The sequence below is a fragment of the Blastococcus sp. SYSU D00820 genome (assembly GCF_054050695.1).
In genome coordinates this window covers 50,851-75,133 of record NZ_JBJGZW010000004.1, presented here as the reverse complement: position 1 = coordinate 75,133, position 24,283 = coordinate 50,851, and the positions used below count along the sequence as shown (strand labels likewise).

Below are 24,283 nucleotides of genomic sequence, written 5' to 3'. Positions count from 1 at the left end.
GTGACCCTGAGCACCGCCCTGCCCTCGTCCGCCCTCCTCGCCGCCACCCTCGACGGCCGCCGTGCCGCCGGTGACGCGACCGACCGGCGCACCGGCGCGGCCGCGCTCGCCGCCGCGCTCGCCGCCCGCGCCGACGCCTGGCTGCCGCGGGTGCAGTACCGCCCGGCCAGCCGCTGGACGGCCCTCCTCGACGCCGCCGACGCCGCGGCCGTCCTCGATCCCTCGCTCCACGACGACCTCGCCACCGCGCAGGTGTGGCTGCTGTCCTGGCTGCCCGCCCAGGGGACGCCGCTGCACGACCACGGCGGCTCGGCGGGCGCGTTCGCCGTCGTCCGGGGCGCGCTGGCCGAGCGGGTCGTCGGGGGCTCCCGCGGGCCGGTCCGCGACGTGACCACCGAGCTGACCACCGGCCGGGTGCGGCACTTCGGGCCGCACCACGTCCACCAGGTGACCAACCAGGGCACCGAGCCCGCGGTCAGCGTGCACGTCTACACGCCCCGGCTGTCGGAGATGACCACCTACCGCGTCACGGCCGGGGTGCTCGCGCCCACCGGCACCGAGCGGGCCGGCGTCGACTGGTGACCCGGCTCCCCTGATCCCGCGCCCGGGGGCGCCGCTCGACGGAGGGGCGGCGTCCCCGGGCGCGATCCTCGGCGCGGCGGGGCCGGCGGTGGTGCCGCGGACGACCACACCGGTCACCCGGCCGCCGCCGGCAGGTCGTGTGCGAACCTCGTCGTCATGACCGCGGTCCTGTCGATCCAGTCGCACGTCGCCTACGGCCACGTGGGCAACTCCTCGGCCGTCTTCCCGCTGCAGCGGCTGGGCATCGAGGTGTGGCCGGTGCACACCGTCCAGTTCTCCAACCACACCGGCTACGGCGAGTGGCGCGGCCGGGTCTACGACGGGCAGTCGATCGAGGAGCTCGTGCAGGGCATCGCCGAGCGCGGCGTGCTGGGCGGCTGCGACGCCGTCCTGTCGGGCTACCTGGGGTCGGCCGACATCGGGCACGCCGTCGTGGGCACGGTGGGGCGCGTGCGCGAGGCCAACCCCGGCGCCGTCTACTGCTGCGACCCGGTCATCGGCGACGTCGGCCGCGGGATCTTCGTCCGGCCCGGCATCGAGGAGTTCATGCGCGAGGTCGCGGTGCCGGCCGCCGACATCGTCACGCCCAACCACTTCGAGCTCGAGCTGCTCTCGGGCGCGAAGACCGGGTCGCTCACGTCGGTCACCGACGCCGTCGCCGCCGTCCAGGACCTCGGCCCGCGCGTGGTGCTCACCACCTCGCTGGTCGCCGAGGACACCCCCGACGACGCGGTCGACCTGCTGGCCTCCGAGGGCGGCCGGCACTGGCGGGTGCGGACGCCGCGGCTGGGCGTCTCGGTCAACGGCGCGGGCGACGCCATCGCCGCGCTGTTCCTCGCCGCCTGGCTCGACACCCGCTCGGCCGCCGAGGCCCTCGCCCGCGCCAGCGCCTCGGTGTACGGCCTACTGGCCGCCACCGAGGCCGCCGGGTCGCGGGAAGTGCTGCTGGTCGCCGCCCAGGAGGAGTTCGTGTCGCCGAGCCGGACCTTCGAGGTGGAGGAGCTGTAGCCCCCGCTCAGTCCTCGACGAGCGTGCCGGTCAGCCCCGGGTAGGTGCGGCGGATCTCCCAGCCGGCCACGGTGCCCCACAGCTCCTCGTCGACCGGCTCCTCCTCGGCGACCGGCCCGACCTGCTCGCCGGTCGCGGCGTCCAGCGTCACCAGGCCGGCCGAGCGCAGCACCACCGTGTCGTCGGTGACGTCGAGGATCGCCTGGCCGGGGTAGCTCGTGTTCGGCAGGGCGACCTCCCAGCCCGCCTCCCCCGCACGCAAGCCGTACAGGAACTCCCCTTCGTACAGCAGGTATGCCGTCGCGCCGTCCGGCGCGATCACGTGGGCGTCGGCGTTCGCGGTCGACGTCCACGTCTCGTCGCCGACGACGGCGAGGGTCTGACCGGTGACCGCGTCCAGCAGGACGCCGGCGGTGCGGTGTCCCTCGATGCCGAGGGTGTCGGTCTCGCCGAGGACACGGCCGCTGCCGACGGCGCCGGCGTCCCAGTCCCACATGTCCCGGATCCCGGGCACCGTGGCCGCGGTGGTCAGCCAGCGCTGCGCGCCGGTGAGCACGTCGAGGCCGAGGAGATCGGTGTTCGTGCCGGTCACCACCTCGGTGACCAGCGTGCCGCCCGTGGCGCCCCACACGCCGGCGATGCCGGGCCGCTGCCAGACCGGCGCGCCCGTGGCGACGTCGAGCGCGGTCACGGTCGCGTCCTCGCCGCCGGTGGTGAACAGCGCGCGGGTCTGCTCGGAGCGGCCGTCAGCGGCGAGCAGCGTGTCGTCGGCGGGGAGCAGGTTGCCGGGCGCGTCGGCCTCCCAGAGCAGGTCGCCGTCGTCGACGGCGAGGGCGGCGACCCGATCGGTCGTGCCCCCCGCGCTGAGGCCGCTGGCCGGGACGATGACGGTGTACTGCACCAGCAGCGCCGGCTCCCGCCCTGCGGAGCCGACCAGCACGGCGGCGGGGTCGCTGTCGTGCTGAGCCGACCCACCCTGGGGCACCGGCAGCTCGGTGGTCCACAGCGCCTCGCCGGTGGTCGCCTCGACCGCCGTCACCGCCGGGTCCGCCCCGGGCGCGGTGGCGCCGTCGGCGCTGTGCACGACGAGCAGCGCCGTGTCCACCGCCACCGGATCGCGCAGCACGGCCACGTCGTACTCCCACGCGGTGACCTCCGGCGCGGCACCGGTCGTGGCCGCGGCGCTGCTGCTGCTCGGGCTCGGGCGCTCGGACGAGGCGGCCGCGACACTCTCACTCCCCCCGCCGCCGCAGGCGGTCAGCAGGAGGGCGGCGCCGAGGACGACGGGGACGACGGTGGTGCGGGTGCGCGGCATGGACTCTTCCGGTCGGACTCTGTGATCGATCAACTACTCACAGCGACCTTATGGAACAGGTCCGTTCCGCCGTCACCGGTCTCACCCGGCGGAGGGACCACCGGACGACCGGGACCACCGGTCCGTTCCGGCGCGCGCTTCCCGGGGCGCGGACCTAGCGTCGCGCCGTGGACCTGTTCCGGACGAAGTCCCTCGAGACCATCCGCGACGAGGCCGGGGACTCCGAGGGCCACGGCGGGGAGGGCGGCGACCGACGACTGCGCCGCCGGCTGTCGGCCCGGCACCTGGTGGTCTTCGGCATCGGGGTGGTCATCGGCACCGGCATCTTCACGCTGACCGGCATCCAGGCGAAGAACAACGCCGGGCCGGCGATCGTCGTCTCGTTCGCCATCGCCGGCGTCGTCGCCTTGCTGGCTGCGCTCTGCTACGCGGAGCTGGCCTCCTCGGTGCCGACCGCGGGCAGCGCCTACTCCTACGCCTACGCCACCGCCGGCGAGATCGTGGCCTGGATCATCGGCTGGGACCTGTTCCTGGAGTTCGCGCTCGGCGCCGCGGTCGTCGCCCGCGGCTGGTCGGGCTACGTGGGCAACCTCCTGGACCTGCCCCCGTCGCTGTTCGGCGAGGAGTCGACGGTCAACGTCGGCGCGGCGCTCATCGTGCTCGTGCTGACCGTCGTCGCCGCGCTCGGCATCCGCGAGTCCGCGCGGGTCACCGGGGCGCTGGTGGTGGTCAAGGTGTCGGTCTGCGTCTTCGTCATCGTCGCCGGCGCCTGGTTCGTCCGGGGCGCGAACCTCACGCCGTTCGTGCCGGCGTCCGAGCCGGTCGAGGGCGCCAGCGGGCTGGCTCGGCCGCTGATCGAGGCGATCGCCGGGATCGAGCCGGTCGCCTTCGGCATCGGCGGGGTGCTCACCGCCGCGGCCGTCGTCTTCTTCTCCTACACCGGCTTCGAGGCGGTCGCGAACCTGTCGGAGGAGACCCGCCGGCCGGCGCGCGACCTGCCCCTCGGGCTGCTCGGCACGCTCGCCCTGTCGACGGCGCTCTACATCGGCGTCTCGTTCGTCGTGGTCGGAATGGTGCGCTACGCCGACATCGACGAGGGGGCGCCGATCGCGGACGCCTTCGACCAGGTCGGCCTCGGCTGGGCCTCCTCGCTGGTCGCGCTGGCCGCCGTCGCCGGGCTGACGTCGGTGATCCTGGTCGACCTCATCACCGTCAGCCGGATCGGCTTCGCGATGGGCCGGGACGGCCTGCTGCCGCCGGCGATCGCGCAGGTCAGCCCGCGGACCGGGACGCCGGTGCGGATCACGCTGCTGTTCGCCGTCCTGGTGCTGGCGCTGGCGACGTTCGTCCCGCTGGGCACGCTGGCCGACCTGGTGAGCATCGGCACGCTGTTCGCGTTCCTGCTCGTGTCGGCGGCGGTGCCCGTGCTGCGGCGCACCCGGCCGGACCTCACGCGCCCGTTCCGGGTGCCGCTGTCACCGGCGCTGCCGGTCGTCGCCGCCCTCGCATGTCTCTACCTCATGCTGAACCTGAGCCTGGAGACCTGGCTGCGGTTCCTCGCCTGGCTCGCGCTGGGCCTGCTGTTCTACGTCGTGTACGGCCGTCGGCACTCGCGGCTGCGGGTGCCGGCCGCGTCGGGTGACTGAACTCAGCCGCCGGACGGCCGGGTCAGCGTGCGGGAGATCCCCCGGGCGGCGGCCCGGACGCCCGGGGTGAGGCTGCGGACGGCGGCCGGCCCGTCGCCGCGGACGACGACCGAGAGCGCGGCGACCACCGTCTCCCCCGCCATGACCGGTGCCGCGACGGAGACGGCGTCCTCGGTGACCTGCCGGTCGCTGATCGCCACCCCGGTGCGGCGCACCTCGGCCAGCACCCGGCGCAGCTGGCGCGGGTCGGTGATGGTGTGCGAGGTGTACCGGCGGCCGGGGGTGGCCAGCACGCGTTCCTGCACGTCGAGCGGGGCGTACGCGAGCAGCACCAGGCCCACGCCGGTCGGCGCGAGCGCGAAGCGGCCACCGACCTGGGTGTAGACGGCCACGGCGTCACGGCCGGCGAACCGCTCGACGAAGACCACGTCGGTGTCGTCCCGGACCGCGAGCTGCACGTTCTCGTGGGTGACCTCGTAGAGGTCCTCCATGAACGGCAGCGCGGCCTCCCGCAGGCCCAGCCCCCGGGGGGCGAGCGCGCCGAGCTCCCACAGCCGCAGCCCGATGCGGAACCGGCCGTCGGGATCGCGCTCCAGGCCGCCCCAGTCCCGCAGCTCGGCGACCAGCCGGTGGGTCGTCGACAGCGCCAGCCCGGTCGCGCGGGCGATCTCGGACAGGGTGAGCGCCGGCCGCTCGCGGGTGAAGGCGTCGAGGACGGCGAGCAGCTTGCCGCCCGCCGTCCTCCCGGGGCTCAGAGCTCCAGGACCAGCCTCGGGGACGCGGCGCGCGACACGCAGATGAACATCGTGTCGTTGGCGGCCTGCTCCGCCGGCGTCAGCAGCGAGTCGCGGTGGTCGACCTCGCCCTCCAGCACCGCCGTCTCGCACGTGCCGCACGTCCCTTCCTGGCACGACGAGAGCACGCTCACGCCGGCCTCCTCGACCACCTCGAGGACAGACTTCCCCGGCGGCACGGTGAGCACCAGCCCGCTGGTGGCCAGCTCCACCTCGAAGGAGTCGGTGCGGACCGGCTCGCCGACCTCCTTGGGGCTGAACCGCTCGACGTGCAGCGCGCCCTCCGGCCAGCCGGCGCAGCGCTCCTCGACGGCGGCCAGCAGCGGCTCGGGGCCGCAGCAGTACACCAGGGTGTCCGGCCGCGGGGTGCCGAGCAGGCGGGGCAGGTCGATCAGGCCGACCTCGTCCTGCGGGTGCAGCGTCACCCGGGTGCCGGTGGCGTCCTCGAGCGCCTCGAGGAAGGCCATCGAGCGGCGGCTGCGCCCGCCGTAGTGCAGCTCCCACTCAGCGCCGGCCGCCTCCGCCGCGCGCAGCATCGGCAGGATCGGCGTGATGCCGATGCCGCCGGCGATGAACAGGTACCGCGGGGCGGGCTCGAGCGGGAAGTGGTTGCGCGGACCGCGGACGGACACCGTCTCGCCCTCGAGCAGCTTCTCGTGCACGTGCACCGATCCGCCGCGGCTCGCCGGCTCGCGCAGCACCGCGATCCGCCAGACCGACCGGTCGGCGGGGTCGCCGCACAGCGAGTACTGGCGGGTCAGGCCGCCGGGGAGCACGAGGTCGACGTGTGCGCCGGGGGCCCAGGCGGGCAGCTCGGCGCCGTCCGGGTCGCGCAGGTCGAGGACGGCGACGCCCTCGGCGCCGGTGCTGCGCGCGGCGATCCGCAGCTGCAGGTCGGCCTCGTCGGGAGCGGTGGTGGACAACGGGATCTCCTCGGGCCGGCTCAGACCAGGACGGGCGTGCGCCCGCGGACCAGGGCCGGATCGGTGATGACGTGGGCAGGTGGCGGCGGCAGGACGGCGGGCGGGGGCGGGCCGCCGGGACCACCCGCGGGGTGGTCGGGGTGGGCCAGCAGCCACTCCCACATCTCCACCGGGTCCTCCGCCTCGGCCGTGGCGCCGCAGTGGCAGCGGCCGCGCAGCCGGTCGGAGCCGGGCAGCCACTCGACCCGCAGCACGGCGTCGCCGGGCAGCGTGCCCAGGGTCGGGACGGTGCCGCTCACCGGGTCGCGGCCGCGGGGGCCGCCGCCGTCTCGCCGGCGGCCTCCGCGGCGAGCTTGGCGATCAGCCGGCGCGCGGCCAGGCCGCCGGTGTCGATGTTGATCGACAGCTCCTGGTACCCGTCGGGCTCGCCGGCGATGACCTGCTCGAGGACGTCGAGGGCCTTCACGTCCTGCAGGACGACCGTCCGGTTGTTCTCGGCGAGGAAGGCCGACACCGACTCGTCGTCGAGGGCGAAGTCGCGGGCGACGGCCCAGAAGTCGTGGGTGGAGTTCTCCGTCTCCGGGGTGATCGCGTAGACGACCTCGACGTGGAAGGCGTCGGGGTCGGTGCCGTCGTCGTTCGGGAGGACGCCGACCGGCGCGATCCGGCTGTGCAGCTTGTAGAGGCAGGGCGGGGTGAACTCGATGTCCTGCCAGCGGGTGATCCGGCCCTGGATGCCGGTGCTCTTGGAGTAGAACGGCGGGCACTCGGCGTCGGCCATGTGCCGGCTGACGTAGACGATGCCGGCCTCCTCGTCGACCTCGGTGGTGATCGGGGTGGAGGCGACCTCCGGCGTCCCGATGTAGCCGCCGTGCAGGTACGTCTCGTGGGAGAGGTCCATGAGGTTGTCGATCAGCAGGCTGGCCCGCGCGGCCAGCGGCTCCATGCCGGAGACCGTCGTCCAGCCCTCCATGTCCAGCCAGGGGGCGCGCGGGATGCGGGTCGTGTCGGCCTTGTCCGGGTCGCCGATGAAGACCCAGATGAAGGAGTCCTGCTCGACCACGGGGTAGGTCTTCAGCCGGGCGGTGCGCGGAACGCGGGTCTGCCCGGGGACGGCGACGCAGACGCCGTCGGCGCCGTAGGTGAAGCCGTGGTAGCCGCAGACGACGGTGTCGCCGTTGAGGTGGCTCGGGGCCTCGCTGAGCGGGAACCGGCGGTGCACGCAGCGGTCGCTCATGGCGGTGACCTGGCCGGTCTCGGTGCGCCAGAAGAGGATCGACTCCCCGCAGATCGTGCGGCTGAACAGCTCGCCACCGGTGACGTCCCGGCCGATCTCGCGGCCGTAGGCGGCCACGTACCACTGGTTGCGGACGATCGACGTCATGCGACTGCCTCTCCTCGGGGGGTGCGGGCTGGTGCAACCAGGGTGAGCGCCGTCACCAGGCCCGCTCGACCGGACTTCCGCCACGCGGAAGGCGATGTCGCGCGGACCGCCGTCCTCACGGGTTCCTGTACCTCTCGTCGGGGACGTCGGTGACGAACATGTACCCGGGCGCGTGCGTGATGGCCAGCGGCGGCCGGGACGCGAGCAGCGCCGCCTGCGGGGTGACGCCGCAGGCCCAGAAGACGGGGACGTCCCCCTCCTCCGCCTCGACGGGGTCGCCGTAGTCGGGCGATCCGAGGTCGGCGATGCCCAGCGCGTCCGGGGCGCCGACGTGCACCGGGGCGCCGTGCACCTGCGGCATGCGGGCGGTGACCTGGACAGCGGTGGCGACGAGGCCGGCCGGCACCGGCCGCATCGACACGACCAGCGGACCGGACAGCCGGCCTGCGGGGCGGCAGTCGGTGCTGGTGCGGTACATCGACACGTTGCGCCCCTGCTCGATGTTGCGCACCGGGACGCCGGCCTCGAGCAGTGCGGTCTCGAAGCTGAAGCTGCAGCCGACGAGGAAGGCGACGAGGTCGTCCGACCACAGGCCGGTGACGTCGGTCGGCTCGTCGACCAGCTCGCCGTGCCGCCACACCCGGTATCTCGGGAGATCCGTGCGCAGGTCGGCGCCCGCGGCGAGCACCGTGCCCGTGGCGCCGGGGTCCGTGACCTCCAGCAGGGGCACCGGCCGCGGATTGCGCTGGGCGAACAGGAGCATGTCGTAGGCCCAGTCCTGCGGGAGCACCACCAGGTTCGCCTGCGTGAAGCCCGGCGCCGCTCCGGACGTGGGCACGGCCAGGCCCGCCCGGTACTGCTGCCGGTGCTCGGCGGGAGACGGCATGCCCCATGCTCGCGCCGGGCCACGGCTGCCGCCAGCCCTGGGCGACACTGCCGCCTCGACCCGGCGACACCTGCCCTCCTCGCCTCCTCGACACCTCGACACCTCGATTCGTCGGCTTGCGGACATGTCGACCTCCGGGCAGCCGTGGGCCGGGACCGGTGGCCCCTCCCATCCCCAGGAGGGGCCACCGGCGTCCGTGCGGCGGTGCGGTCAGAACGGCGGTGGCTCGGCGGCGGCGATCGGCTGGGGTGCAGCGCCGGGGAAGCCGGGTGGTGCGGGGCCGGGGTACCAGTCGGGCCCGGGTGGCCGGGTCACCCGGGTGACCCCGCTCGGTGTGGTGACGGTGAGCTCTCCGTCGGGGCTCATGGTGAAGCGCCAGCCGCGGGCGTGGGTCTTGAGCCGGTGGTGCCGCCGGCAGAGGCAGCAGAGGTTGTCGCAGGCGGTGGCGCCGCCGTGCGCGTGGGGGATGACGTGGTCCAGGTCGGCCCAGCCGGCCCGGTGGTGGCAGCCGGGCATGCGGCAGTGCTGGTCGCGGGTGCGCACGAACCGGTCGGTGGGGATCGATGGCCGGTAGCGGTCGACCGGCTCGGGTCTGTCCAGGACCGGGCAGCCGCAGTGACCGTCGGGATGCTGAGCGCAGCCGCGGCGGGCCAGGCGGTCGAGCTCGGCGCGGGTCAGGGTGGCGCGCAGTTCGCCGGTGCCGGGGTCGACCAGGCCGATGTCCAGGCTGCCGCCCTCGGGCGCCTGCAGCCCGCCGGGGCACAGGGCGTCGAGCTGCTCGAGGACCTGGCGCAGGTGGGCGGCGGTGATGGGCTGGCCGTCGACCGCACCGACCGCGCCACCGCCCTCGGCCTGCAGTGCGGGCAGGGGGGCGAGCACGGTGATGTGCGCGGTGACCGGCGCTCGGGTGTCGTCCCAGGGCCGGGTGATCAGGGCGTGCAGGGCCTCCACGCGCAGCACGCCGATGGGTCGGTCGTCCCCGTCGGCCTTGGCGGCGCGGACCAGCTGGTCGGCGGTGGCGTGCATGGCGGTGATCTGCTCGGCGGTACCGGTGACCTCCAGCCGCGCCATCCCGTCACCCAGAGCCCGGTGACCCACGTTCGTGAGCTTCTTCGCCTGCTCCCGCCGCCGGTCGGCAGCCTCCTGGTCCAGCCGCTGGAGCTCGCGCTGGACCGCCGCCCGCACCCCGCTGACCGACAACTGCATCGCCTGCGGCAGCACCAGCGCCTCCACCGCCCGCACGACATCCGGAGCGGTCTGCCCGGCCTTCTCCACACCCAGCTCCTGGGCGATCACCCGGGCGCGCGGCCAGTCCAGTTCCCCGTCGGCCAGCGCAGCCCAGGTGGCGGTCAGCCGGTGCGCCAGGTCCAGCGACAACCCCAGCAACCCGGTCGCGGTCGCCCGATGACAGCGCAGCACCAACGCCAGCTCGTCAAGGAAGAACTCGCTCACCTCACTGGGCAGCGGATCCGCGGCCCAGCCCGGAGACGCCGCACCGGGGCTGTTCGGGGCCGGGTCGTCGGTGACGGGCCGGCGGGCAGCCAGTTCCGCCACCAGCCCCACCTCGTAACCGGCCAACCGCGACCGCAGCTGCTGCACCCGCTCCAGCTCCACGGCCAGCTCGGCATCGGTACGCGTCTCCGGCGGCAGCACGTCGGACAACCGCGCCGGCCGCTGCCCGGCCAGCAGCGGCCGCCGCGTAGCGGCAGGCAGCACCTGCGCCACGGTCAACCCGACCCCGAAGCCTTCGAACATGCGTTCGATGATGCCCGACGGGAACGACAGGAAACCGCCTGTCCACAGGCCCGATCCGGTGGACGTCTCCGTCCACAGGTGAGCAAGAACGGTCGGGCCGGAAGGTCGTCCCGACCGACAGACTCGATCCCGTGACCGACGCCCCGCCTCCCGGACGCGACCGCCTGCGCGAGCTGCTCGACGCCGTCCTCGACGAGGACAACCCCACCCTCGCCGACATGGCCGGCGACGCCTACTCCTCCCCCTGGCACTTCAGCCGGCAGATCGCCCGCGGCGCGGGCGAGCCACCGGTCGCCCTGCGCCGCCGGGTGATGCTCGAGCGTGCCGCCTGGCAGCTGCGGCACGGCACCTCGGTCACCGAGGCCGCCTTCGGCGCCGGCTACGACTCCGTCGAGGGCTTCGCCCGCGCCTACGCCCGCGCGTACGGCCACAGCCCGGGCACGACCGCGCCCACCGACGGCCGGGACGCGCACTGGCTGCCCTCCCCCAACGGCATCCACTTCCACCCGCCCATGTCGCTGTGGGTCGCCGAGGAGAACCGCGGCGCCGCCGACGAGGTCACCGCCCTGCTCCTGCACCACGACGTCGAGGACACCCGCGCCCTGATCGAGACGGCCAAGCAGCTGGACGACGAGGCCTACCGGGCGCGCCGGCTGCCCGGAGCCATCGTCCTGCCGTGGGACGGGCCGGAGGAGTCGATCGCGCGGGTCCTCGACGCGCTGGTGTGGACCAAGGAGGTGTGGGTGGCCTCGATCGAGGGCCGTGACCACCCCGATCGCGGCGCAGACGACCCGGCGACGCTGCTCGACCGGCACGACGAGGCGGCCGCGCGCTGGCTGACCGCCGTGCGCGACATGGCCCGCCGCGGCGCCTGGGGCGACCGGCTGGTCGACGCCCTGTGCGAGCCGCCGGAGAGCTTCGTGCTGGGCAGCGTCGTCGCCCACGTCCTGACCTTCTCCGCGCACCGGCGGCTGCTGGTGCGCTCCCTGCTCCGCGACGCGGGGCTGACCGTCGACAACGGGGACCCCATCGAATGGCTGACCAGGAGGAACCGATGACCCGCACCGTCTACTACACCGCCACCACCCTCGACGGCTTCATCGCCACCGAGGACCACTCCCTCGACTGGCTGCTCACCCGGCAGAACGACCCCGACGGCGCCATGGGCTACCAGGACTTCGAGAAGCGCATCGGCGCGCTGGTCATGGGGGCGAGCACCTACGTCTGGGTCCAGCAGCACGACGACACCCCGGAGTGGCCCTACAGCGCCCCAACCTGGGTGTTCACCCACCGCGACCTCAGCGCGCCGGCCGGCGCCGACGTGCGGTTCGCGCAGGGCGACGTCGCCGCGGTGCACGCCGAGATGGTCGCCGCCGCGGGTGATCGCGACGTCTGGATCGTCGGTGGCGGCGACCTCGCCGGGCAGTTCGCCGACGCCGGCCTCCTCGACGAGGTGGTCGTCTCCATCGCCCCGGTGACGCTCGGCCGCGGCCAGCCGCTGCTCCCCCGGCACGTCGAGCTGGCCCGCACCGAGTGGGCGGTCAACGGCGAGTTCGTCTGCGTCCGCTACGACGTCGTGAAGGACAAAACGGCGTGACGGGGAGGTCGCACCCGGTGATGCTGCCCGGGTGCGACTGACGTTCCGGCGGATGGCCGACCGGCGGCCGGTGGAGACCCTCGTCGAGCGGGACGACGGCGTGGTGTTCGCGATGCGTGGCGCCGGGGGCGGCGCGGACCTGCCGCACGACCTGGTGCACGCGCTGGTCGAGGCCGAGCTCGGCATCCCCGACGGCATCTGGGGCAGCGTGGCCGACGGCGTGGTGTGGGGCAGCATGCGGCACGTCTCCGGCCGCCGGCCCCCGCACGCCGCCGACCGCTCCGCCGCGCTGAAGCGGGAGCGCGCCGCCGCGATCGGGCGGGCCGAGGCGCTGGCCGACGTGGTGCACCGGCTGGCCGAGGGCGCCGAGGTCCTGCCCCGGCAACTGGCCGACGCCGGCGTCGACCGGAGCCGTCTGGACGCCGCCGCCGAGGTGCTCCGGGCGGCGACCGAGCACTGGGCGGCACTGGAGCCCGGCACCGAGCACGTGGTGACCTGGCCGGCCGGTCCGGCCGGCCGGCACCGGTCGCGGAGCGAGCCACGGGAGGGCCGGCGCGGCCGGCAGGCGCCCCGGCGGAGCGACCCCCAGCGGAACCGGCGGGCCTGACCTCGCGTTTGCCGCAGGCCCGGCCCGGCCCTAGCGTCGGGCGCAGGTCATCCCCCGCCCCGCCGACGTCCGCCGGGCGCCCCACGACAGCACGGTCCGCACCCCGCAGGAGCGCCGATGTCGCACCCCCCGGCCGACCGTCCCGGGCCGCCCCCGGGCACCGCCTCCCCCGCCCCGGGCCGGATGGCCGCGAGCACCCGCTCGACCATCCTCGGCGCGATGTTCCTCATGGCCACCTCGGCCATCGGGCCGGGGTTCATCACCCAGACGACGACCTTCACCGTCCAGCTCGGCGCGGCGTTCGCCTTCGCGATCGTCGTCTCGATCCTCGTGGACATCGCGCTGCAGCTGAACGTGTGGCGGGTCGTCGGGGTCACCGGCCGGCGCGCCCAGGAGCTCGGCAACCTGGTCCTCCCCGGCCTGGGCTGGGTGCTCGCCGTCCTGCTCGTCGTCGGCGGGCTGGTCTTCAACGTCGGCAACGTCAGCGGCGCCGGGCTCGGCCTCGACGCCCTGCTGGGCCTGGAGCCCAGGATCGGCGGTGCGCTGTCCGCGGTGATCGCGATCGGCGTCTTCCTGAGCAAGCGGGCGGGCGTCGCCGTCGACCGCATCGTCGTCGTCCTCGGCCTGCTGATGATCGCGCTGACCGCCTTCATCGCGGTCACGTCCGGCCCGCCGGTGGGCACCGCGCTGCGCAACGTGGTGCTGCCCGAGCAGATCGACGTCCTCGCCATCACGACCCTGGTCGGCGGGACGATCGGCGGCTACATCGTCTACGCCGGCGCCCACCGGCTGCTCGACTCCGGGGTGACCGGCCCGGAGCACGTCCGCGACATCACCCGCGGCTCGGTCACCGGCATCGTGGTCACCGGGATCATGCGGGTGCTGCTGTTCCTCGCCATCCTCGGCGTCGTGGCCGGTGGCGCGGACCTCGGCGAGGAGAACCAGGCCGCCACGGCCTTCTCCGTCGCCGCCGGCGAGATCGGGCTGCGGGTCTTCGGGATCATCCTCTGGGCCGCGTCGATCACCAGCGTCATCGGCGCCTCCTACACGTCGGTCTCGTTCATCACGTCCCGGACCCGCACCAGCGACCGCACCCGCACGCTCCTGGTCGTCGCCTTCATCGCGGCCAGCACGCTGGTGTTCGTCACCGCCGGCGCCGCGCCCACCACGCTGCTGGTCTTCGCCGGCGCCTTCAACGGCGTCCTGCTGCCGGTCGGCATCGGCGTCCTGCTGTACGTGGCCACCCGGCGGGCCGACCTCATGGCCGGCTACCGCTATCCCCGCTGGCTGCTGGTGGTGGGCTGGCTGGCGTGGCTGCTGACCCTCTACCTCGCGGTGACCTCCATCCGCCCGGTCATCGAGCTGTTCTCCTGAGGCGGGCCAGGATGGGGACCATGGACCTCAACTCCGACCTCGGCGAGGGCTTCGGCCAGTGGGTGCTCGGGGACGACGAGGCGCTGCTCGACATCGTCACCAGCGCCAACGTCGCCTGCGGCTTCCACGCCGGTGACCCGGTGATCCTGCGCCGGGTCTGCGAGCAGGCCGCCGCGCGCGGCGTGGCCATCGGCGCCCAGGTGGCCTACCGCGACCTCGCCGGCTTCGGCCGCCGGTTCGTCGACGTGGAACCCGCCGCGCTCACCCAGGACGTGCTGTACCAGCTCGGCGCGCTCGAGGCATTCGCCCGCGTGGCCGGCGCCCGGGTCCGCTACCTCAAGCCGCACGGCGCCCTCTACAACACCATCGTCGAGCACGAGGAGCAGGCCGCCGCCGTGGTCCAGGCCGTCGTCGACTACGACCGCACGCTGCCGGTGCTCGGCCTGCCCGGCTCGGCGTTCCTGCGGCTCGCGGAGGCCGCCGGCCTGCCCACCGTCGCCGAGGCCTTCGCCGACCGCGCCTACACCCCGCAGGGCACGCTGGTCTCCCGCCGGCGCCCCGGCGCCGTCCTGCACGACCCCGACGAGATCGCCCGGCGCTGCCTGGCCATGGCCACCGGCGAGCCGGTGACCGACGTCGACGGCGGGGAGCTGACGCTCGCGCCGCGGTCGATCTGCGTGCACGGCGACACCCCCGGCGCGGTCGCCATCGCCCGGCGCGTCCGCGACGAGCTGACCGCGGCCGGCGTCGAGCTGACCCCGTTCGCCGCCTGATGCGCCTCCTGCCCTGCGGCGACACCGCGCTCCTCGTGGAGGTCGACGACCTGGCCCAGGTCCTCGGCCTCGCCGGCACGCTGCGCGAGCAGCCGCCGGACGGCGTGCTCGACGTCGTCCCGGCCGCCCGCACGGTGCTGCTGGTCGTCGATCCCGCGGTCACCGACGTCGGCACGGTCGCCGCGGCCGTCCGGGAGCTGCCGATCCGGCCCGGCGCGGGCACGAGCGGCGAGACCGTGGAGATCCCGGTCCGCTACGACGGCGACGACCTCGACGCCGTCGCCCGGCACCTGCGCACCGATCCGGCCGAGGTGGTCCGCCGGCACACCGCCGAGGAGTGGACGGTCGCCTTCTGCGGCTTCTCCCCCGGCTTCGGGTACTGCACCCCGGCCGGCGGCGGCTGGGACCTGCCCCGGCACGACACCCCGCGCACCCACGTGCCCGCGGGCGCGGTCGCCCTGGCCGGCGGGTTCACCGGCGTCTACCCGCGCGAGTCCCCGGGCGGCTGGCAGCTGCTCGGCTCCACCGACGTCGCCGTCTTCGACCTCGGCCGGGACCCGGCCGCGCTGCTGCGCCCGGGGGTCCGGGTGCGCTTCACCGACGCCGGGACGGCGTGATGCTCACCGTGCTGGCCCCCGGGCCCCTGACCACCGTCCAGGACCTCGGCCGCCCCGGCCAGGCCGGCCTCGGCATCGGCCGCTCCGGCGCCTGCGACCGCGGCGCGGCCACGCTGGCCAACCGGCTGCTGGGCAACGACCCCGGTGCCGCCGTCCTCGAGGTGACCGCCGGCGGGCTGCACGTCCGCGCCGAGGCCGACCTCACCGTCGTCACCACCGGCGCGCGGTGTCCCGGCAGCCCGGCGCACGGCGCCCCCGCCATCCTGCGGCGCGGCGCCGAGGTGCGGCTCGGTGCCCCCGACGCCGGCCTGCGCACCTACCTCGCCGTACGCGGCGGCATCGCCGTCGAGCCCGTGCTCGGCGCCCGAGCCACCGACCTGCTGTCCGGCCTCGGCCCGCCGGTGGTGCAGGCCGGCGACGTGCTGCCGATCGGCGAGACCGCCGGCGCGTGGCCCGGCGTCGACCTCGCCCCGGTGCCCGATCCGCCCGCCGGCGAGGTGGCCGTGCGCGTGCTGCCCGGCCCGCGCCGCGACTGGTTCGGCGACGACGCCTGGACCGCCCTCACCACGCGGCCCTACGAGGTGACCGCGGAGAGCAACCGGATCGGCCTGCGCCTGGCCGGGCCGCCCCTCGAGCGCACCCGGCAGGGCGAGCTGCCCAGCGAGGGCATGGTCGCCGGCGCGCTACAGGTGCCGCCGTCGGGCACCCCGGTGCTGTTCCTCGCCGACGCCCCGGTCACCGGCGGCTATCCGGTCATCGGCTACGTCGCCGCCGCCGACCTCGACCGCTGCGGGCAGCTGCGCCCCGGGCAGGCGGTGCGGTTCCGCGCGGCCCCGGCGTGAGCTACGACGCCCTCGCCGCGAGCGTGGCGCTGCTCGCGGGCGCGCCCCTGCCCGCCGAGGCGCGGCTGAGCCGCCGCGTCCGCGTGGTGCCCCTGGCCGTGGACCGGGACGACGACGTCGCCGCGACGATGTTCCTGCGCCGGGGCGTCAGCGGCGTGCCGCAGCTGGAGGTGCACACCCTGGAGCTGACCGCGGCGGGCTGGCGCCTGCTGGGCGGCGGGGGCGGCGGCCCGGCGGACGAGGTGACCGGCCCCCGCCCGTCGGTGGCGGAGCTGCCCGGCCCGGCGGCGAGCTCCGGTCACGGCGGCACCGCACGGACGGCCGGCCGCGGGCTGCGCCGGTGGCGGCGGAACTGGATCTCCTGGGCGGAGCTGCGCGTGGCCCGCGAGGTCGCCGCCCTGCGGGCCGGGAACCGGCTGGTCCCCGTCGCCCCGCACGGCAACGCCGTCCTCGTCTGGGCCGATCCCCGGCCACCCCGGGTCGTGGCGCTGGACCCCTCGGGCGCCCTCGTCGGTCCGGTCCCGCTCGACCGGGCGGCCTCCCGCCGCCCCGCCTGGTAGTGGCCGGCACCGGCGGGAGCAGGATCGGTCCCGTGCCCGTTCCGCATCCCGAGGCCCCGCCCCGCCGGGCCACCCGCGGCCTGCTCGCGCTCGCCCCGGCGATCGCCCTCGTCCTCGTGGCGCTGTGCCTGCGCGGCCCGTTCGCCGGCGTCGGTCCCGTCCTCGGCGAGCTGGGCGAGGAACTGTCGGTGTCGACCACCACCCTCGCCGTCCTGACCTCGCTGCCACTGGTCTGCCTGGGCCTGCTGGCCCCGCTCGCGCCCGTGATGGCCGCGCGCATCGGGCTGCAGCGGGCGCTGCTGGCCGGCGTCGCCGTCGTGGTCGTGGGGGTCGCGGTGCGGCTGGCCGGGGTGCCGGGGCTGTTCGCCGGCACGGTGCTGCTCACCGGCGGCATCGCCGTGGCCAACGTGCTGCTCCCGGCCGTGGCCCGCGCGGAGTACGGCCGCCGCAGCGCCGCGGTGGTCGGCGTGACCACCGGCGCGGTGGCGTTCTCGGCGAGCCTCGGCGCGGGCCTGGCCCAGCCCCTGGCCGACGCCACCGGCGGCGCCGTGCGCGGGCTGACCCTGTGGCTGGTGCCCACCCTCGCCGCCGCGGCTGCCCTGCTCCCGCTGGCGCTGCGCCGCCCGCCCGCCGGCGACGGCCCGGCCGGCCCGCCGGGCGCGCGGATCCTCCGCGATCCGGTGGCGCTGGCGGTGACCGGCTACTTCGGGCTCCAGTCACTGGCCTTCTACGCGATGCTCACCTGGCTGCCCGAGGTGCTCGAGGACGAGGCGGGCGTCACCCCCGTCGCGGCGGGCGGGCTGCTGGCCGTGGCCGCCGCCATGGGTGCGCCGCTGTCGCTCGTCGTCCCGCCGCTGGCCGCGCGCAGCCGCAGCCAGGCCGCGTGGGTGGTCGGCGCGTCGGTGCCCACCGTCGTGGCGCTGGCCGGCCTGCTGCTGGCCCCGGATGCCGCACCGGTGCTGTGGGCGCTGCTCTACGGCATCGGCACCGGGGCGTGCTTCCCGCTGGCGATGACGCTGGTGCTGGTGCGCACCCGCGACGTCGCCCAGACCGGGCGGCTGTCGGCCGCGGCGCAGAGCGCCGGCTACCTGCTGGCCGCCGGTGGCCCGCTCAGCATCGGTCTGCTGCACGAGGCCACCGGCGGCTGGGCGACCGGGCTGGTCCTGCTGCTGGTGCTGCTGCTGGCCCAGGTCGCGGTCGGGCTGCTGGCCGCCCGACCGCGCCTGGTCACCGAGGACGCGCCTCAGAAGGGGTAGGCCGGCAGGTCCCCGCGCAGCGTGACCCACTGGGTCTCGGTGAAGGCCTCGATGTTGGCCTGCGGCCCGCCGTGGCGGGAGCCGGTGCCCGAGGCGCCGACGCCGCCGAAGGGCGCCACCGCCTCGTCGTTGACCGTCTGGTCGTTGATGTGCACCAGCCCCGACGGGATCCGCTCGGCCAGCTGCAGGCCGGCGTAGACGTCGCGGGTCAGGATGCCCAGCGACAGACCGTACTCGGTGCCGGCGGCCAGCTCGGCGACCTCGTCGAGGGAGGAGAACGGGGTGACCGGGGCGACCGGGCCGAAGATCTCCTCCTGGTAGGCGGGGTGGTCGATGGCGACGTCGCCCAGCACGGTCGGCCGGTAGAACAGCCCCTCGAACTCCGCGCCGGTGCGGACGGTGGCGCCGCGCTCGACCGAGGCGGTGACCAGCCCGTGCACCCGGTCGCGCTGGCCGGCGTCGATCAGCGGGCCCATCGCCACCTGCTCGCGGAACGGGTCGCCGACCGGCAGCTTGGCCACCTTCTCGGTGAGCACCTGGGTGTACTCCTCGGCGATCGACTCGTGCACCAGGTGCCGGGAGGTGGCCATGCAGATCTGGCCCTGGTGGGCGAAGGTGCCCCACGCGCCGACGCTGGCCGCGGCGGTCACGTCGACGTCCGGGAGCACGATGAGCGCCGAGTTGCCGCCCAGCTCCAGGTGCGCCCGCTTGAGGTGCTGGCCGGCCAGCGCGCCGACCGCCCGTCCGGCCCGGGTGGAGCCGGTGAAGGCGATGACCCGCACCGGGGGCGCGGTCACCAGCGCCTCGCCCACGTCGGCACCGCCGGGCAGCACCTGCAGCACGCCGGCGGGCAGCCCGGCCTCCTCGAAGACCCGGGCGAACATCGCGCCGCCGGAGATGGCGGTGCGCGGGTCGGGCTTGAGGATCACCGCGTTGCCCAGCGCGAGCGCCGGGGCGACCGCACGGATGGCCAGGATGGTCGGCACGTTGAACGGCGCGATGACGCCGACCACGCCCGCCGGCAGCCGGCGGGCGAAGGACAGCCGCGGGGTGCCGGTGCGCAGCAGCTCGCCGTACGGGTGGCTGGGCAGCGCGGAGGCCTCGTAGCACTCGGCGGCCGAGGTGTGCACCTGGAAGTCGCCGAACGGCTGGATCGCGCCGGACTCCCGGGCCAGCCAGCCCTTGATCTCGTCGGTGTGCGCCTCCATCACCTCGCCGGCCTTGCGCAGCACCCGCGCCCGCTCCTCGAACGGAGCCGCGGCCCACGCCCGCTGCGCGGCCACCGCCCGCTCGGCGGCGGCGGTCACGTCCTCCGGCGTCGCCTTGCCCACCGGGGCGATGACGTCGCCGGTCGCCGGCTCCACCGCGTCGTAGGTGCCGCCGGACCCGTCGGTCCAGGAGCCCGTCCAGATCTTGCCGTGCCAGGCGCCGTCGTCCAGCAGTGCCATGTTCGTCGTCCCCTCCTGGGTCGTTGCCTCGGAGTTCCGAGTCTGCCCGCCGGAGACGGACGGCGGCGTGCGGGGGGCTCAGGCCTGAGCGTTGCGCAGCTCCTCCAGGATCGGCCGGGCCACCTTGAACGCGTGGTTGGCCGCCGGCACCCCGGCGTAGACCGCCGCGTGCTGGATCACCTCGGCGATGTCGGCGTCGGACAGCCCGTTGTTCACCGCCGCGCGCACGTGCAGCGCGAACTCGTCCCAGTGCCGCAGCGCGATGGTGATCGACAGGGTGGCGATGCTGCGCTCGCGGCGCGGCAGGCCGGGCCGCTGCCACAGGTCGCCCCAGGCGACCCGGGTGATGAAGTCTTGGAAGTCGGCGGTGAAGGGCGTGGTGCCGGCGACCGCGCGGTCGACCCACTCGTCGCCGAGGACCTCGCGGCGGGTGCGCATCCCCGCCTCGCGGCGGGCCGCGTCGGTGGCGGGCATCTCGGGCTCGCTCATCGCGGACCTCCGTCGAAGTGGGCGAGCAGTGCCCCGGTGACCTGCAGCGGCTGCTCGAGATTGGCCAGGTGGGCGCCGGGGCTCACCGAGAGGAACTGCGCGCCGGCGATGCCGTCGGCGATCGCCTGCTGGTGCGCCGGCGGCAGCGCGAGGTCCTCGGCGCCGGAGACGACGAGCGTCGGGGCGGTGATCCGGGCGAGGTCCTCGCGCAGGTCGAGCCCGGCGACCACCTCGCAGCACGCGGCGTAGCCCTCGTCGTCGGCCGTCTCGATCATCGCCTCCAGGCGGGTCACGAGGTCGGGGTGCTGCGCGGCGTGGGCGGGGGTCAGCCAGCGGCTGACGACGGCCGGCGCGATCGGGGCGGTGCCGTGCTCCCGCACCGCGCGGGCACGGTCCAGGAAGCCCTGCGGATCGACCTTGGCCGAGGTGAACATCGCCGCGATCCGGTCCACGCGGTCGGGTTCGCGGGCGGCCATCCGCAGCGCGGTCATCCCACCCAGGGACACCCCCGCGACGTGCGCCTTCGCCACGCCGAGCCGGTCGAGCAGGGCCAGCACGTCGTCGACCAGGTCGTCGAGCGAGTACGGCCCCGCCGGCGCCGGGGACTCCCCGTGCCCGCGGATGTCGTAGGTGAGCACCCGGTACCGCTCGGCCAGCGCGGGCACCTGCGGATCCCACATCGCCCGGGTGGAGCCCAGGGAGTTGGACAGGACGACGACCGGCGCGTCCCGCGGCCCGTCGTCGGTGTAGCTGACCTCGACCGCGCTCACCGCGCCCCCTCCACCAGCTGCTCGTGCTCGGCCAGGGCCGCGTCCACCTGCGCCCCCGCCTCCCCCACGTCCGGCGCGGCGGCCGCGAGCACCGCGGCGACGTCCACGTCGGTGCGGGCGGCGACCACCTCGGCCAGCGGCCGGCCGGACTCCCGGGCCTCGCGGGTGGCCGCGGCGGCGGCGTCGTGCGCGGCGCCGCGGCCCAGGGACGGCGTCAGCGCGTCGGCGAGCGCCCCGGCCAGCGGGCCCTCGGCCGCCGCGGCCGCGGTCGCCGCCATCCGCTCGACGTCGGGCCGCAGCCCGGTCAGGCTCTCGGTCAGCCAGGCCGCCGCGGAGCCGACCGTCGCCAGCAGGCCGGTCAGCGTGGGCCACTCGCTGTGCCAGGCCCCCGCGGCGCGCTCGTGCTCCTGCTCCATGGCGCCCAGCAGCGTCGCGACCAGGCCGGGAGCGCGCCGCGCGCAGGCCCGGGCGGAGATGGCGGCCACCGGGTTGCGCTTGTGCGGCATCGCCGACGAGCCCCCGCGGCCGGCGCCGGACTCGGCGGCCTCGGCCACCTCGCTCTGCGCCAGCAGGACGACGTCGACGGCGACGGTGGCCACCACGCCCGCCGCCGCGCCCAGCGCCCCGGCCAGGTCGGCGACCGGCAGCCGCACGGTGTGCCACGGCACGGCGGTGTCGGCCAGCCCGAGCTCCTCGGCCAGCCCGCTGCGCACCGCGACCCCCGCGCCGGAGGAGGCCGCCAGCGTGCCCACCGCGCCGCCGTACTGCACCGGCAGGGAGGCCACGACCTCGGCCAGCCGCAGCCGGGCGCCGTCCAGGCCGGCCAGCCAGCCGGCCGCCTTGAGCCCGAACGTCGTCGGCAGCGCCTGCTGCATGAGCGTGCGGCCCATGACGACGTCGTCCCGGTGTGCCCGGGCCAGCTCCGCCGCCGCCTCCGCCGCGGCCGCGAGGTCGGCGTCGATCGCCCGGACCGCGTCGCGGGCGAGCAGCACCAGCGCGGTGTCGAGCACGTCCTGGCTGGTGCCGCCCACGTGCACGGCCACCGCGTCGCGCTCGCCCACCGCGTCCTGCAGCGCGCGCACCAGCGGCGGCACCGGATTGCCCGCGTCGGCCGACCTCGCCACGACCGTGGCGAGGTCGAGCCCGGCGGGGTCGGCGCAGGCCGCGGTCACCGCGTCGGCCGCCGTGGCCGGCACCAGCCCGGCCCGGGCCGCGGCGCGGGCCAGCGCGGCCTCGACGGCCAGCAGCGCGCGGAACCAGGCGTCGTCGGAGACGGCGGCCGCCGCGCCGCCGCGGGCGAAGGTCGCGTCGAACAGTCCGGTCACGCCGCAGTCCTACCGCAGCCGGTCATACGGCGAAGAACACCGTCTCGCGCTCGCCCTGCAGGTGGATGTCGAAGCGGTAGCCGTCCTCGGTCCGCTCCGCGACCAGCGTGCTCCGCCGGTCCTCCGGCACCGTGCGCAGGACGACGTCCTCGGCGTTGGCCTCGGCCTCGTCGGCGAAGTAGATCCGGGTGACCACGCGGTCGAGCAGGCCGCGGGCGAAGACCGAGACGTCGATGTGCGGCGCCTGGAGCCCGCCCTCCCCGTCGGGTACCCGGCCCGGCTTGAGCGTGAAGATCCCGAACTCGCCCGGGGGGTGGATCGTCTGGGCGCGGGCGTAGCCGCGGAAGCCGGGGTAGGACGACGCGCCGCGCGGGTCCTCCGGTGACGGGAAGCGCCCGTCGGGGTCGGCCTGCCAGGTCTCGATCATCGCGTCGGGCACGACCTGCCCGGCACCGTCGACCACCCGGCCGCGGATCCAGATGCCGCCCTCGGTGCCCTCGGCCGCGGCCCACACGCCGTCGGCCCAGGTCAGGCCGATGGCCAGGTACGGGCCGACCGTCGCGCTCGGGGTGGTGCCCAGCCGCAGCGGGCCGGTCAGCCAGCCGGAGCCGCGCTGCCCGGAGCGGGGCTGGAAGGGCTCCGCCGGGTCCGGCGGGACGTCCAGGGGATCGGGAATCGGTCCGGCTGCCATCACGCCACGTCTCCGTCGTCCTCGGTCTCGAACGGGGTCTGCTCGCTCCCGCGCAGCACGATGTCCCACTCGAAGGCCAGCGCCCAGTTGTCCTGGGTGCGCTCGAGGGAGAACCGGCTGACCGCCCGGTGCCGCGCGGCGTCGGGGATCGCGTTGTAGATCGGGTCCTGGCCGAACAGCGGGTCGCCCGGGAAGTACATCTGGGTGACCAGGCGCTGGGTGAAGGCCCGGCCGAACAGGCTGAAGTGGATGTGCGCCGGCCGCCACGCGTTGTGGTGGTTGCCCCACGGGTAGGCGCCGGGCCGGATCGTCAGGAACTCGTAGCGGCCCAGGCTGTCGGTGACCACCCGGCCGAGCCCGTCGAAGTGCGGGTCCAGCGGCGCGGGCCAGTTGTCGACGACGTGCCGGTAGCGGCCGGCCGCGTTGGCCTGCCACACCTCGACCAGGGCGTCGGGCACCGGACGGCCGTCGCTGTCGAGGACGCGCCCGTAGACGATGATCCGCTGCCCCTGCGCCTCGCCGCCGTTGCGCCAGGTGAGGTCGGCGTCCGAGGCCTGCACGCGGTCCTCGCCGAGCACCGGGCCGGTGACCTCGGTGAGCCGGTGCGGCAGGTCGACCGGGGTGCGCAGGGGGGCGCGCAGGCCGGTGCTCTTGTAGTCGGGATAGCCGACCGGCGTCCGGACGGACGCCTCCTCGCGCAGGTACCGCGGAAGCAGGAGCCCGCGGTCGGATGTGGTGCCGGTCATGCCGCGACCGTACGGCCGGGCGTCTACGCTGCCCAAGCGCGGGCTCCCACTGGACGGAAGGAGGAGCCGTGGCCGGAGGCGGGACGACGGGCCGCTCGGTGACCTCGCGCGCCCTGGCGGTGCTCGACGCGTTCGGCCCTGCGGCGCCCCGGCTGACCCTCACCGAGATCGCCGCCCGGTCGGACACCCCGCTGTCGACCACGCACCGGCTGGTCGCCGAGCTCACCGAGTGGGGCGCCCTCGCCCGCCGTGCCGACGGCCGCTACGAGATCGGCCGCAAGCTGTGGGACCTCGGCCTGCTGGCCCCGGTTCAGCTGGAGCTGCGGCACGTGGCCGCCCCCTTCCTCCTCGACGTGCACACCGCGACCCGCGACACCGTGCACCTCGCCGTCCGCGAGGGGCGCACCGCGCTGTACGTCGAGCGGATCTCCGGCCGGGAGTCGGTGCCGGTGGTGAGCAAGGTGGGCAGCCGGCTGCCGCTGCACGCCACCGGCGTGGGCAAGGTGCTGCTGGCCGCCGCGCCCGACGAGATCGTGGAGTCGGTGCTGCGGACGCCGACCCGGGAGACCCGGCACACCGTCGTCGAGCCCGGCCGGCTGCGCCGGGAGCTGGCCGAGGTGCGCCGGCGGGGCTACGCCCGGACCGCCGAGGAGATGTCGCTGGGCACGCACTCGGTCGCCGTCCCGGTGCGGGTCGAGGGCCCCGGCGGCGGGGTGGTCGCGGCCCTCGGGATCGTGGTCCCGAGCTCGCGGCGCGACGTCACGCGGCTGGCCCCGGTGCTGGAGGTCGCCGCCCGCGGCATCGGCCGCCAGCTGGCCCGCGTCCGGGCCTACGACACCTGACGCTTCCACTGGACGGGAGCCCGGGCTGTCCCCCGGGCCATGTCCGTGGTCAC

General features: G+C 75.7%; 25 protein-coding genes and 1 pseudogene. 13 read left to right on the top strand and 13 right to left on the bottom strand.

Going from position 1 to position 24,283, the window contains the following annotated elements; all coding sequences use genetic code 11:
• Both ACI79R_RS07155 and pdxY read left to right on the top strand, forming a co-directional pair.
• Window positions 1–582 (top strand): cysteine dioxygenase, encoded by a 582-nt coding sequence (locus tag ACI79R_RS07155; RefSeq protein WP_456572899.1) that lies wholly within the window; start codon window positions 1–3, stop codon window positions 580–582.
• 156 nt (window positions 583–738) lie between these two features.
• Window positions 739–1,590 carry a pyridoxal kinase PdxY gene (gene pdxY, locus ACI79R_RS07150; RefSeq protein ID WP_456572898.1) on the top strand — a complete coding sequence of 284 codons (852 nt, stop codon included), beginning with the start codon at window positions 739–741 and terminating at the stop codon, window positions 1,588–1,590.
• 7 nt (window positions 1,591–1,597) lie between these two features.
• Here the strand turns inward: pdxY and ACI79R_RS07145 are convergent, their stop codons facing one another.
• On the bottom strand, window positions 1,598–2,905 hold the full coding sequence (locus ACI79R_RS07145; RefSeq protein ID WP_456572897.1) for an outer membrane protein assembly factor BamB family protein: 1,308 nt from the start codon (window positions 2,903–2,905) through the stop codon (window positions 1,598–1,600).
• Between the two features lie 167 nt (window positions 2,906–3,072).
• Here ACI79R_RS07145 and ACI79R_RS07140 point away from each other — a divergent pair, with 167 nt between their 5' ends.
• Window positions 3,073–4,551 carry an amino acid permease gene (locus tag ACI79R_RS07140; protein WP_456572896.1) on the top strand — a complete coding sequence of 493 codons (1,479 nt, stop codon included), beginning with the start codon at window positions 3,073–3,075 and terminating at the stop codon, window positions 4,549–4,551.
• A 2-nt stretch (window positions 4,552–4,553) separates the two neighbouring features.
• Here ACI79R_RS07140 and ACI79R_RS07135 read toward each other — a convergent pair whose 3' ends face one another.
• The 6 genes and pseudogenes from ACI79R_RS07135 to ACI79R_RS07110 form a co-directional block, all read right to left on the bottom strand.
• Window positions 4,554–5,276 carry an IclR family transcriptional regulator gene (locus tag ACI79R_RS07135; protein ID WP_456573041.1) on the bottom strand — a complete coding sequence of 241 codons (723 nt, stop codon included), beginning with the start codon at window positions 5,274–5,276 and terminating at the stop codon, window positions 4,554–4,556.
• A gap of 26 nt (window positions 5,277–5,302) precedes the next feature.
• A pseudogene (locus tag ACI79R_RS07130) lies at window positions 5,303–6,262 on the bottom strand (PDR/VanB family oxidoreductase); the annotation flags it as partial.
• A 26-nt stretch (window positions 6,263–6,288) separates the two neighbouring features.
• Entirely contained in the window at window positions 6,289–6,567 is a 279-nt protein-coding gene (locus ACI79R_RS07125; protein WP_456572895.1) for a hypothetical protein, read from the bottom strand.
• A complete protein-coding gene (locus ACI79R_RS07120; protein WP_456572894.1) occupies window positions 6,564–7,652 on the bottom strand; it encodes a Rieske 2Fe-2S domain-containing protein in 1,089 nt (362 codons plus the stop codon). Before ACI79R_RS07120 ends, ACI79R_RS07125 begins: the two co-directional genes overlap by 4 nt.
• A gap of 115 nt (window positions 7,653–7,767) precedes the next feature.
• Window positions 7,768–8,538, bottom strand: coding sequence for a putative hydro-lyase (locus ACI79R_RS07115; RefSeq protein ID WP_456572893.1), 771 nt, complete (start codon window positions 8,536–8,538; stop codon window positions 7,768–7,770).
• 210 nt (window positions 8,539–8,748) lie between these two features.
• The gene (locus tag ACI79R_RS07110) at window positions 8,749–10,293 is read right to left on the bottom strand and encodes a DUF222 domain-containing protein (RefSeq protein WP_456572892.1); all 1,545 of its coding nucleotides are present in this window, start codon (window positions 10,291–10,293) and stop codon (window positions 8,749–8,751) included.
• Between the two features lie 131 nt (window positions 10,294–10,424).
• Between ACI79R_RS07110 and ACI79R_RS07105 the strand changes: the two genes are divergently transcribed.
• The 9 genes from ACI79R_RS07105 to ACI79R_RS07065 all read left to right on the top strand — a co-directional run bounded on the left by ACI79R_RS07105 (window position 10,425) and on the right by ACI79R_RS07065 (window position 17,919).
• Entirely contained in the window at window positions 10,425–11,351 is a 927-nt protein-coding gene (locus ACI79R_RS07105) for a helix-turn-helix domain-containing protein (protein ID WP_456572891.1), read from the top strand.
• Complete coding sequence (locus ACI79R_RS07100) at window positions 11,348–11,890, top strand: dihydrofolate reductase family protein (RefSeq protein WP_456572890.1); 543 nt, start codon at window positions 11,348–11,350, stop codon at window positions 11,888–11,890. Before ACI79R_RS07105 ends, ACI79R_RS07100 begins: the two co-directional genes overlap by 4 nt.
• 31 nt (window positions 11,891–11,921) lie before the next feature.
• Window positions 11,922–12,497 (top strand): hypothetical protein, encoded by a 576-nt coding sequence (locus ACI79R_RS07095; protein WP_456572889.1) that lies wholly within the window; start codon window positions 11,922–11,924, stop codon window positions 12,495–12,497.
• A gap of 117 nt (window positions 12,498–12,614) precedes the next feature.
• Entirely contained in the window at window positions 12,615–13,871 is a 1,257-nt protein-coding gene (locus ACI79R_RS07090) for an NRAMP family divalent metal transporter (RefSeq protein WP_456572888.1), read from the top strand.
• 20 nt (window positions 13,872–13,891) lie between these two features.
• Complete coding sequence (locus ACI79R_RS07085; protein ID WP_456572887.1) at window positions 13,892–14,644, top strand: LamB/YcsF family protein; 753 nt, start codon at window positions 13,892–13,894, stop codon at window positions 14,642–14,644.
• Window positions 14,644–15,261 carry a 5-oxoprolinase subunit B family protein gene (locus ACI79R_RS07080; protein WP_456572886.1) on the top strand — a complete coding sequence of 206 codons (618 nt, stop codon included), beginning with the start codon at window positions 14,644–14,646 and terminating at the stop codon, window positions 15,259–15,261. Before ACI79R_RS07085 ends, ACI79R_RS07080 begins: the two co-directional genes overlap by 1 nt.
• On the top strand, window positions 15,261–16,103 hold the full coding sequence (locus ACI79R_RS07075) for a 5-oxoprolinase subunit C family protein (RefSeq protein ID WP_456572885.1): 843 nt from the start codon (window positions 15,261–15,263) through the stop codon (window positions 16,101–16,103). The genes ACI79R_RS07080 and ACI79R_RS07075 overlap by 1 nt, the downstream gene beginning before the upstream one ends.
• Window positions 16,100–16,663 (top strand): hypothetical protein, encoded by a 564-nt coding sequence (locus ACI79R_RS07070; protein ID WP_456572884.1) that lies wholly within the window; start codon window positions 16,100–16,102, stop codon window positions 16,661–16,663. The genes ACI79R_RS07075 and ACI79R_RS07070 overlap by 4 nt, the downstream gene beginning before the upstream one ends.
• Window positions 16,664–16,695: 32 nt before the next feature.
• The gene (locus ACI79R_RS07065; protein WP_456572883.1) at window positions 16,696–17,919 is read left to right on the top strand and encodes an MFS transporter; all 1,224 of its coding nucleotides are present in this window, start codon (window positions 16,696–16,698) and stop codon (window positions 17,917–17,919) included.
• Here ACI79R_RS07065 and ACI79R_RS07060 read toward each other — a convergent pair.
• The 6 genes from ACI79R_RS07060 to pcaH all read right to left on the bottom strand — a co-directional run bounded on the left by ACI79R_RS07060 (window position 17,907) and on the right by pcaH (window position 23,388).
• Window positions 17,907–19,367, bottom strand: coding sequence for a benzaldehyde dehydrogenase (locus tag ACI79R_RS07060; protein ID WP_456572882.1), 1,461 nt, complete (start codon window positions 19,365–19,367; stop codon window positions 17,907–17,909). The genes ACI79R_RS07065 and ACI79R_RS07060 overlap by 13 nt on opposite strands.
• A 78-nt stretch (window positions 19,368–19,445) precedes the next feature.
• Window positions 19,446–19,856, bottom strand: coding sequence for a 4-carboxymuconolactone decarboxylase (gene pcaC, locus ACI79R_RS07055; RefSeq protein WP_456572881.1), 411 nt, complete (start codon window positions 19,854–19,856; stop codon window positions 19,446–19,448).
• Window positions 19,853–20,626 (bottom strand): 3-oxoadipate enol-lactonase, encoded by a 774-nt coding sequence (gene pcaD / locus ACI79R_RS07050; protein WP_456572880.1) that lies wholly within the window; start codon window positions 20,624–20,626, stop codon window positions 19,853–19,855. The genes pcaC and pcaD overlap by 4 nt, the downstream gene beginning before the upstream one ends.
• Window positions 20,623–21,951, bottom strand: a complete 1,329-nt coding sequence (gene pcaB / locus ACI79R_RS07045; protein ID WP_456572879.1) for a 3-carboxy-cis,cis-muconate cycloisomerase — start codon at window positions 21,949–21,951, stop codon at window positions 20,623–20,625. The genes pcaD and pcaB overlap by 4 nt, the downstream gene beginning before the upstream one ends.
• Before the next feature lie 22 nt (window positions 21,952–21,973).
• Window positions 21,974–22,642 carry a protocatechuate 3,4-dioxygenase subunit alpha gene (gene pcaG, locus ACI79R_RS07040; protein WP_456572878.1) on the bottom strand — a complete coding sequence of 223 codons (669 nt, stop codon included), beginning with the start codon at window positions 22,640–22,642 and terminating at the stop codon, window positions 21,974–21,976.
• Entirely contained in the window at window positions 22,642–23,388 is a 747-nt protein-coding gene (gene pcaH, locus ACI79R_RS07035; RefSeq protein ID WP_456572877.1) for a protocatechuate 3,4-dioxygenase subunit beta, read from the bottom strand. Before pcaH ends, pcaG begins: the two co-directional genes overlap by 1 nt.
• Window positions 23,389–23,456: 68 nt before the next feature.
• Here pcaH and ACI79R_RS07030 point away from each other — a divergent pair, with 68 nt between their 5' ends.
• Window positions 23,457–24,230 (top strand): IclR family transcriptional regulator, encoded by a 774-nt coding sequence (locus ACI79R_RS07030; RefSeq protein ID WP_456572876.1) that lies wholly within the window; start codon window positions 23,457–23,459, stop codon window positions 24,228–24,230.
• The last annotated feature ends 53 nt before the right edge of the window (window positions 24,231–24,283 follow it).

Bases quoted from the DNA above. Each gene is read 5' to 3' on its own strand.
- pdxY (WP_456572898.1), top strand. From the start codon at position 739: ATGACCGCGGTCCTGTCGATCCAGTCGCACGTCGCCTACGGCCACGTG.
- ACI79R_RS07145 (WP_456572897.1), bottom strand. From the start codon at position 2,905: ATGCCGCGCACCCGCACCACCGTCGTCCCCGTCGTCCTCGGCGCCGCC.
- ACI79R_RS07120 (WP_456572894.1), bottom strand. From the start codon at position 7,652: ATGACGTCGATCGTCCGCAACCAGTGGTACGTGGCCGCCTACGGCCGC.
- ACI79R_RS07115 (WP_456572893.1), bottom strand. From the start codon at position 8,538: ATGCCGTCTCCCGCCGAGCACCGGCAGCAGTACCGGGCGGGCCTGGCC.
- ACI79R_RS07110 (WP_456572892.1), bottom strand. From the start codon at position 10,293: ATGTTCGAAGGCTTCGGGGTCGGGTTGACCGTGGCGCAGGTGCTGCCT.
- ACI79R_RS07100 (WP_456572890.1), top strand. From the start codon at position 11,348: ATGACCCGCACCGTCTACTACACCGCCACCACCCTCGACGGCTTCATC.
- ACI79R_RS07090 (WP_456572888.1), top strand. From the start codon at position 12,615: ATGTCGCACCCCCCGGCCGACCGTCCCGGGCCGCCCCCGGGCACCGCC.
- ACI79R_RS07085 (WP_456572887.1), top strand. From the start codon at position 13,892: ATGGACCTCAACTCCGACCTCGGCGAGGGCTTCGGCCAGTGGGTGCTC.
- ACI79R_RS07080 (WP_456572886.1), top strand. From the start codon at position 14,644: ATGCGCCTCCTGCCCTGCGGCGACACCGCGCTCCTCGTGGAGGTCGAC.
- ACI79R_RS07075 (WP_456572885.1), top strand. From the start codon at position 15,261: ATGCTCACCGTGCTGGCCCCCGGGCCCCTGACCACCGTCCAGGACCTC.
- ACI79R_RS07060 (WP_456572882.1), bottom strand. From the start codon at position 19,367: ATGGCACTGCTGGACGACGGCGCCTGGCACGGCAAGATCTGGACGGGC.
- pcaC (WP_456572881.1), bottom strand. From the start codon at position 19,856: ATGAGCGAGCCCGAGATGCCCGCCACCGACGCGGCCCGCCGCGAGGCG.
- pcaG (WP_456572878.1), bottom strand. From the start codon at position 22,642: ATGGCAGCCGGACCGATTCCCGATCCCCTGGACGTCCCGCCGGACCCG.
- pcaH (WP_456572877.1), bottom strand. From the start codon at position 23,388: ATGACCGGCACCACATCCGACCGCGGGCTCCTGCTTCCGCGGTACCTG.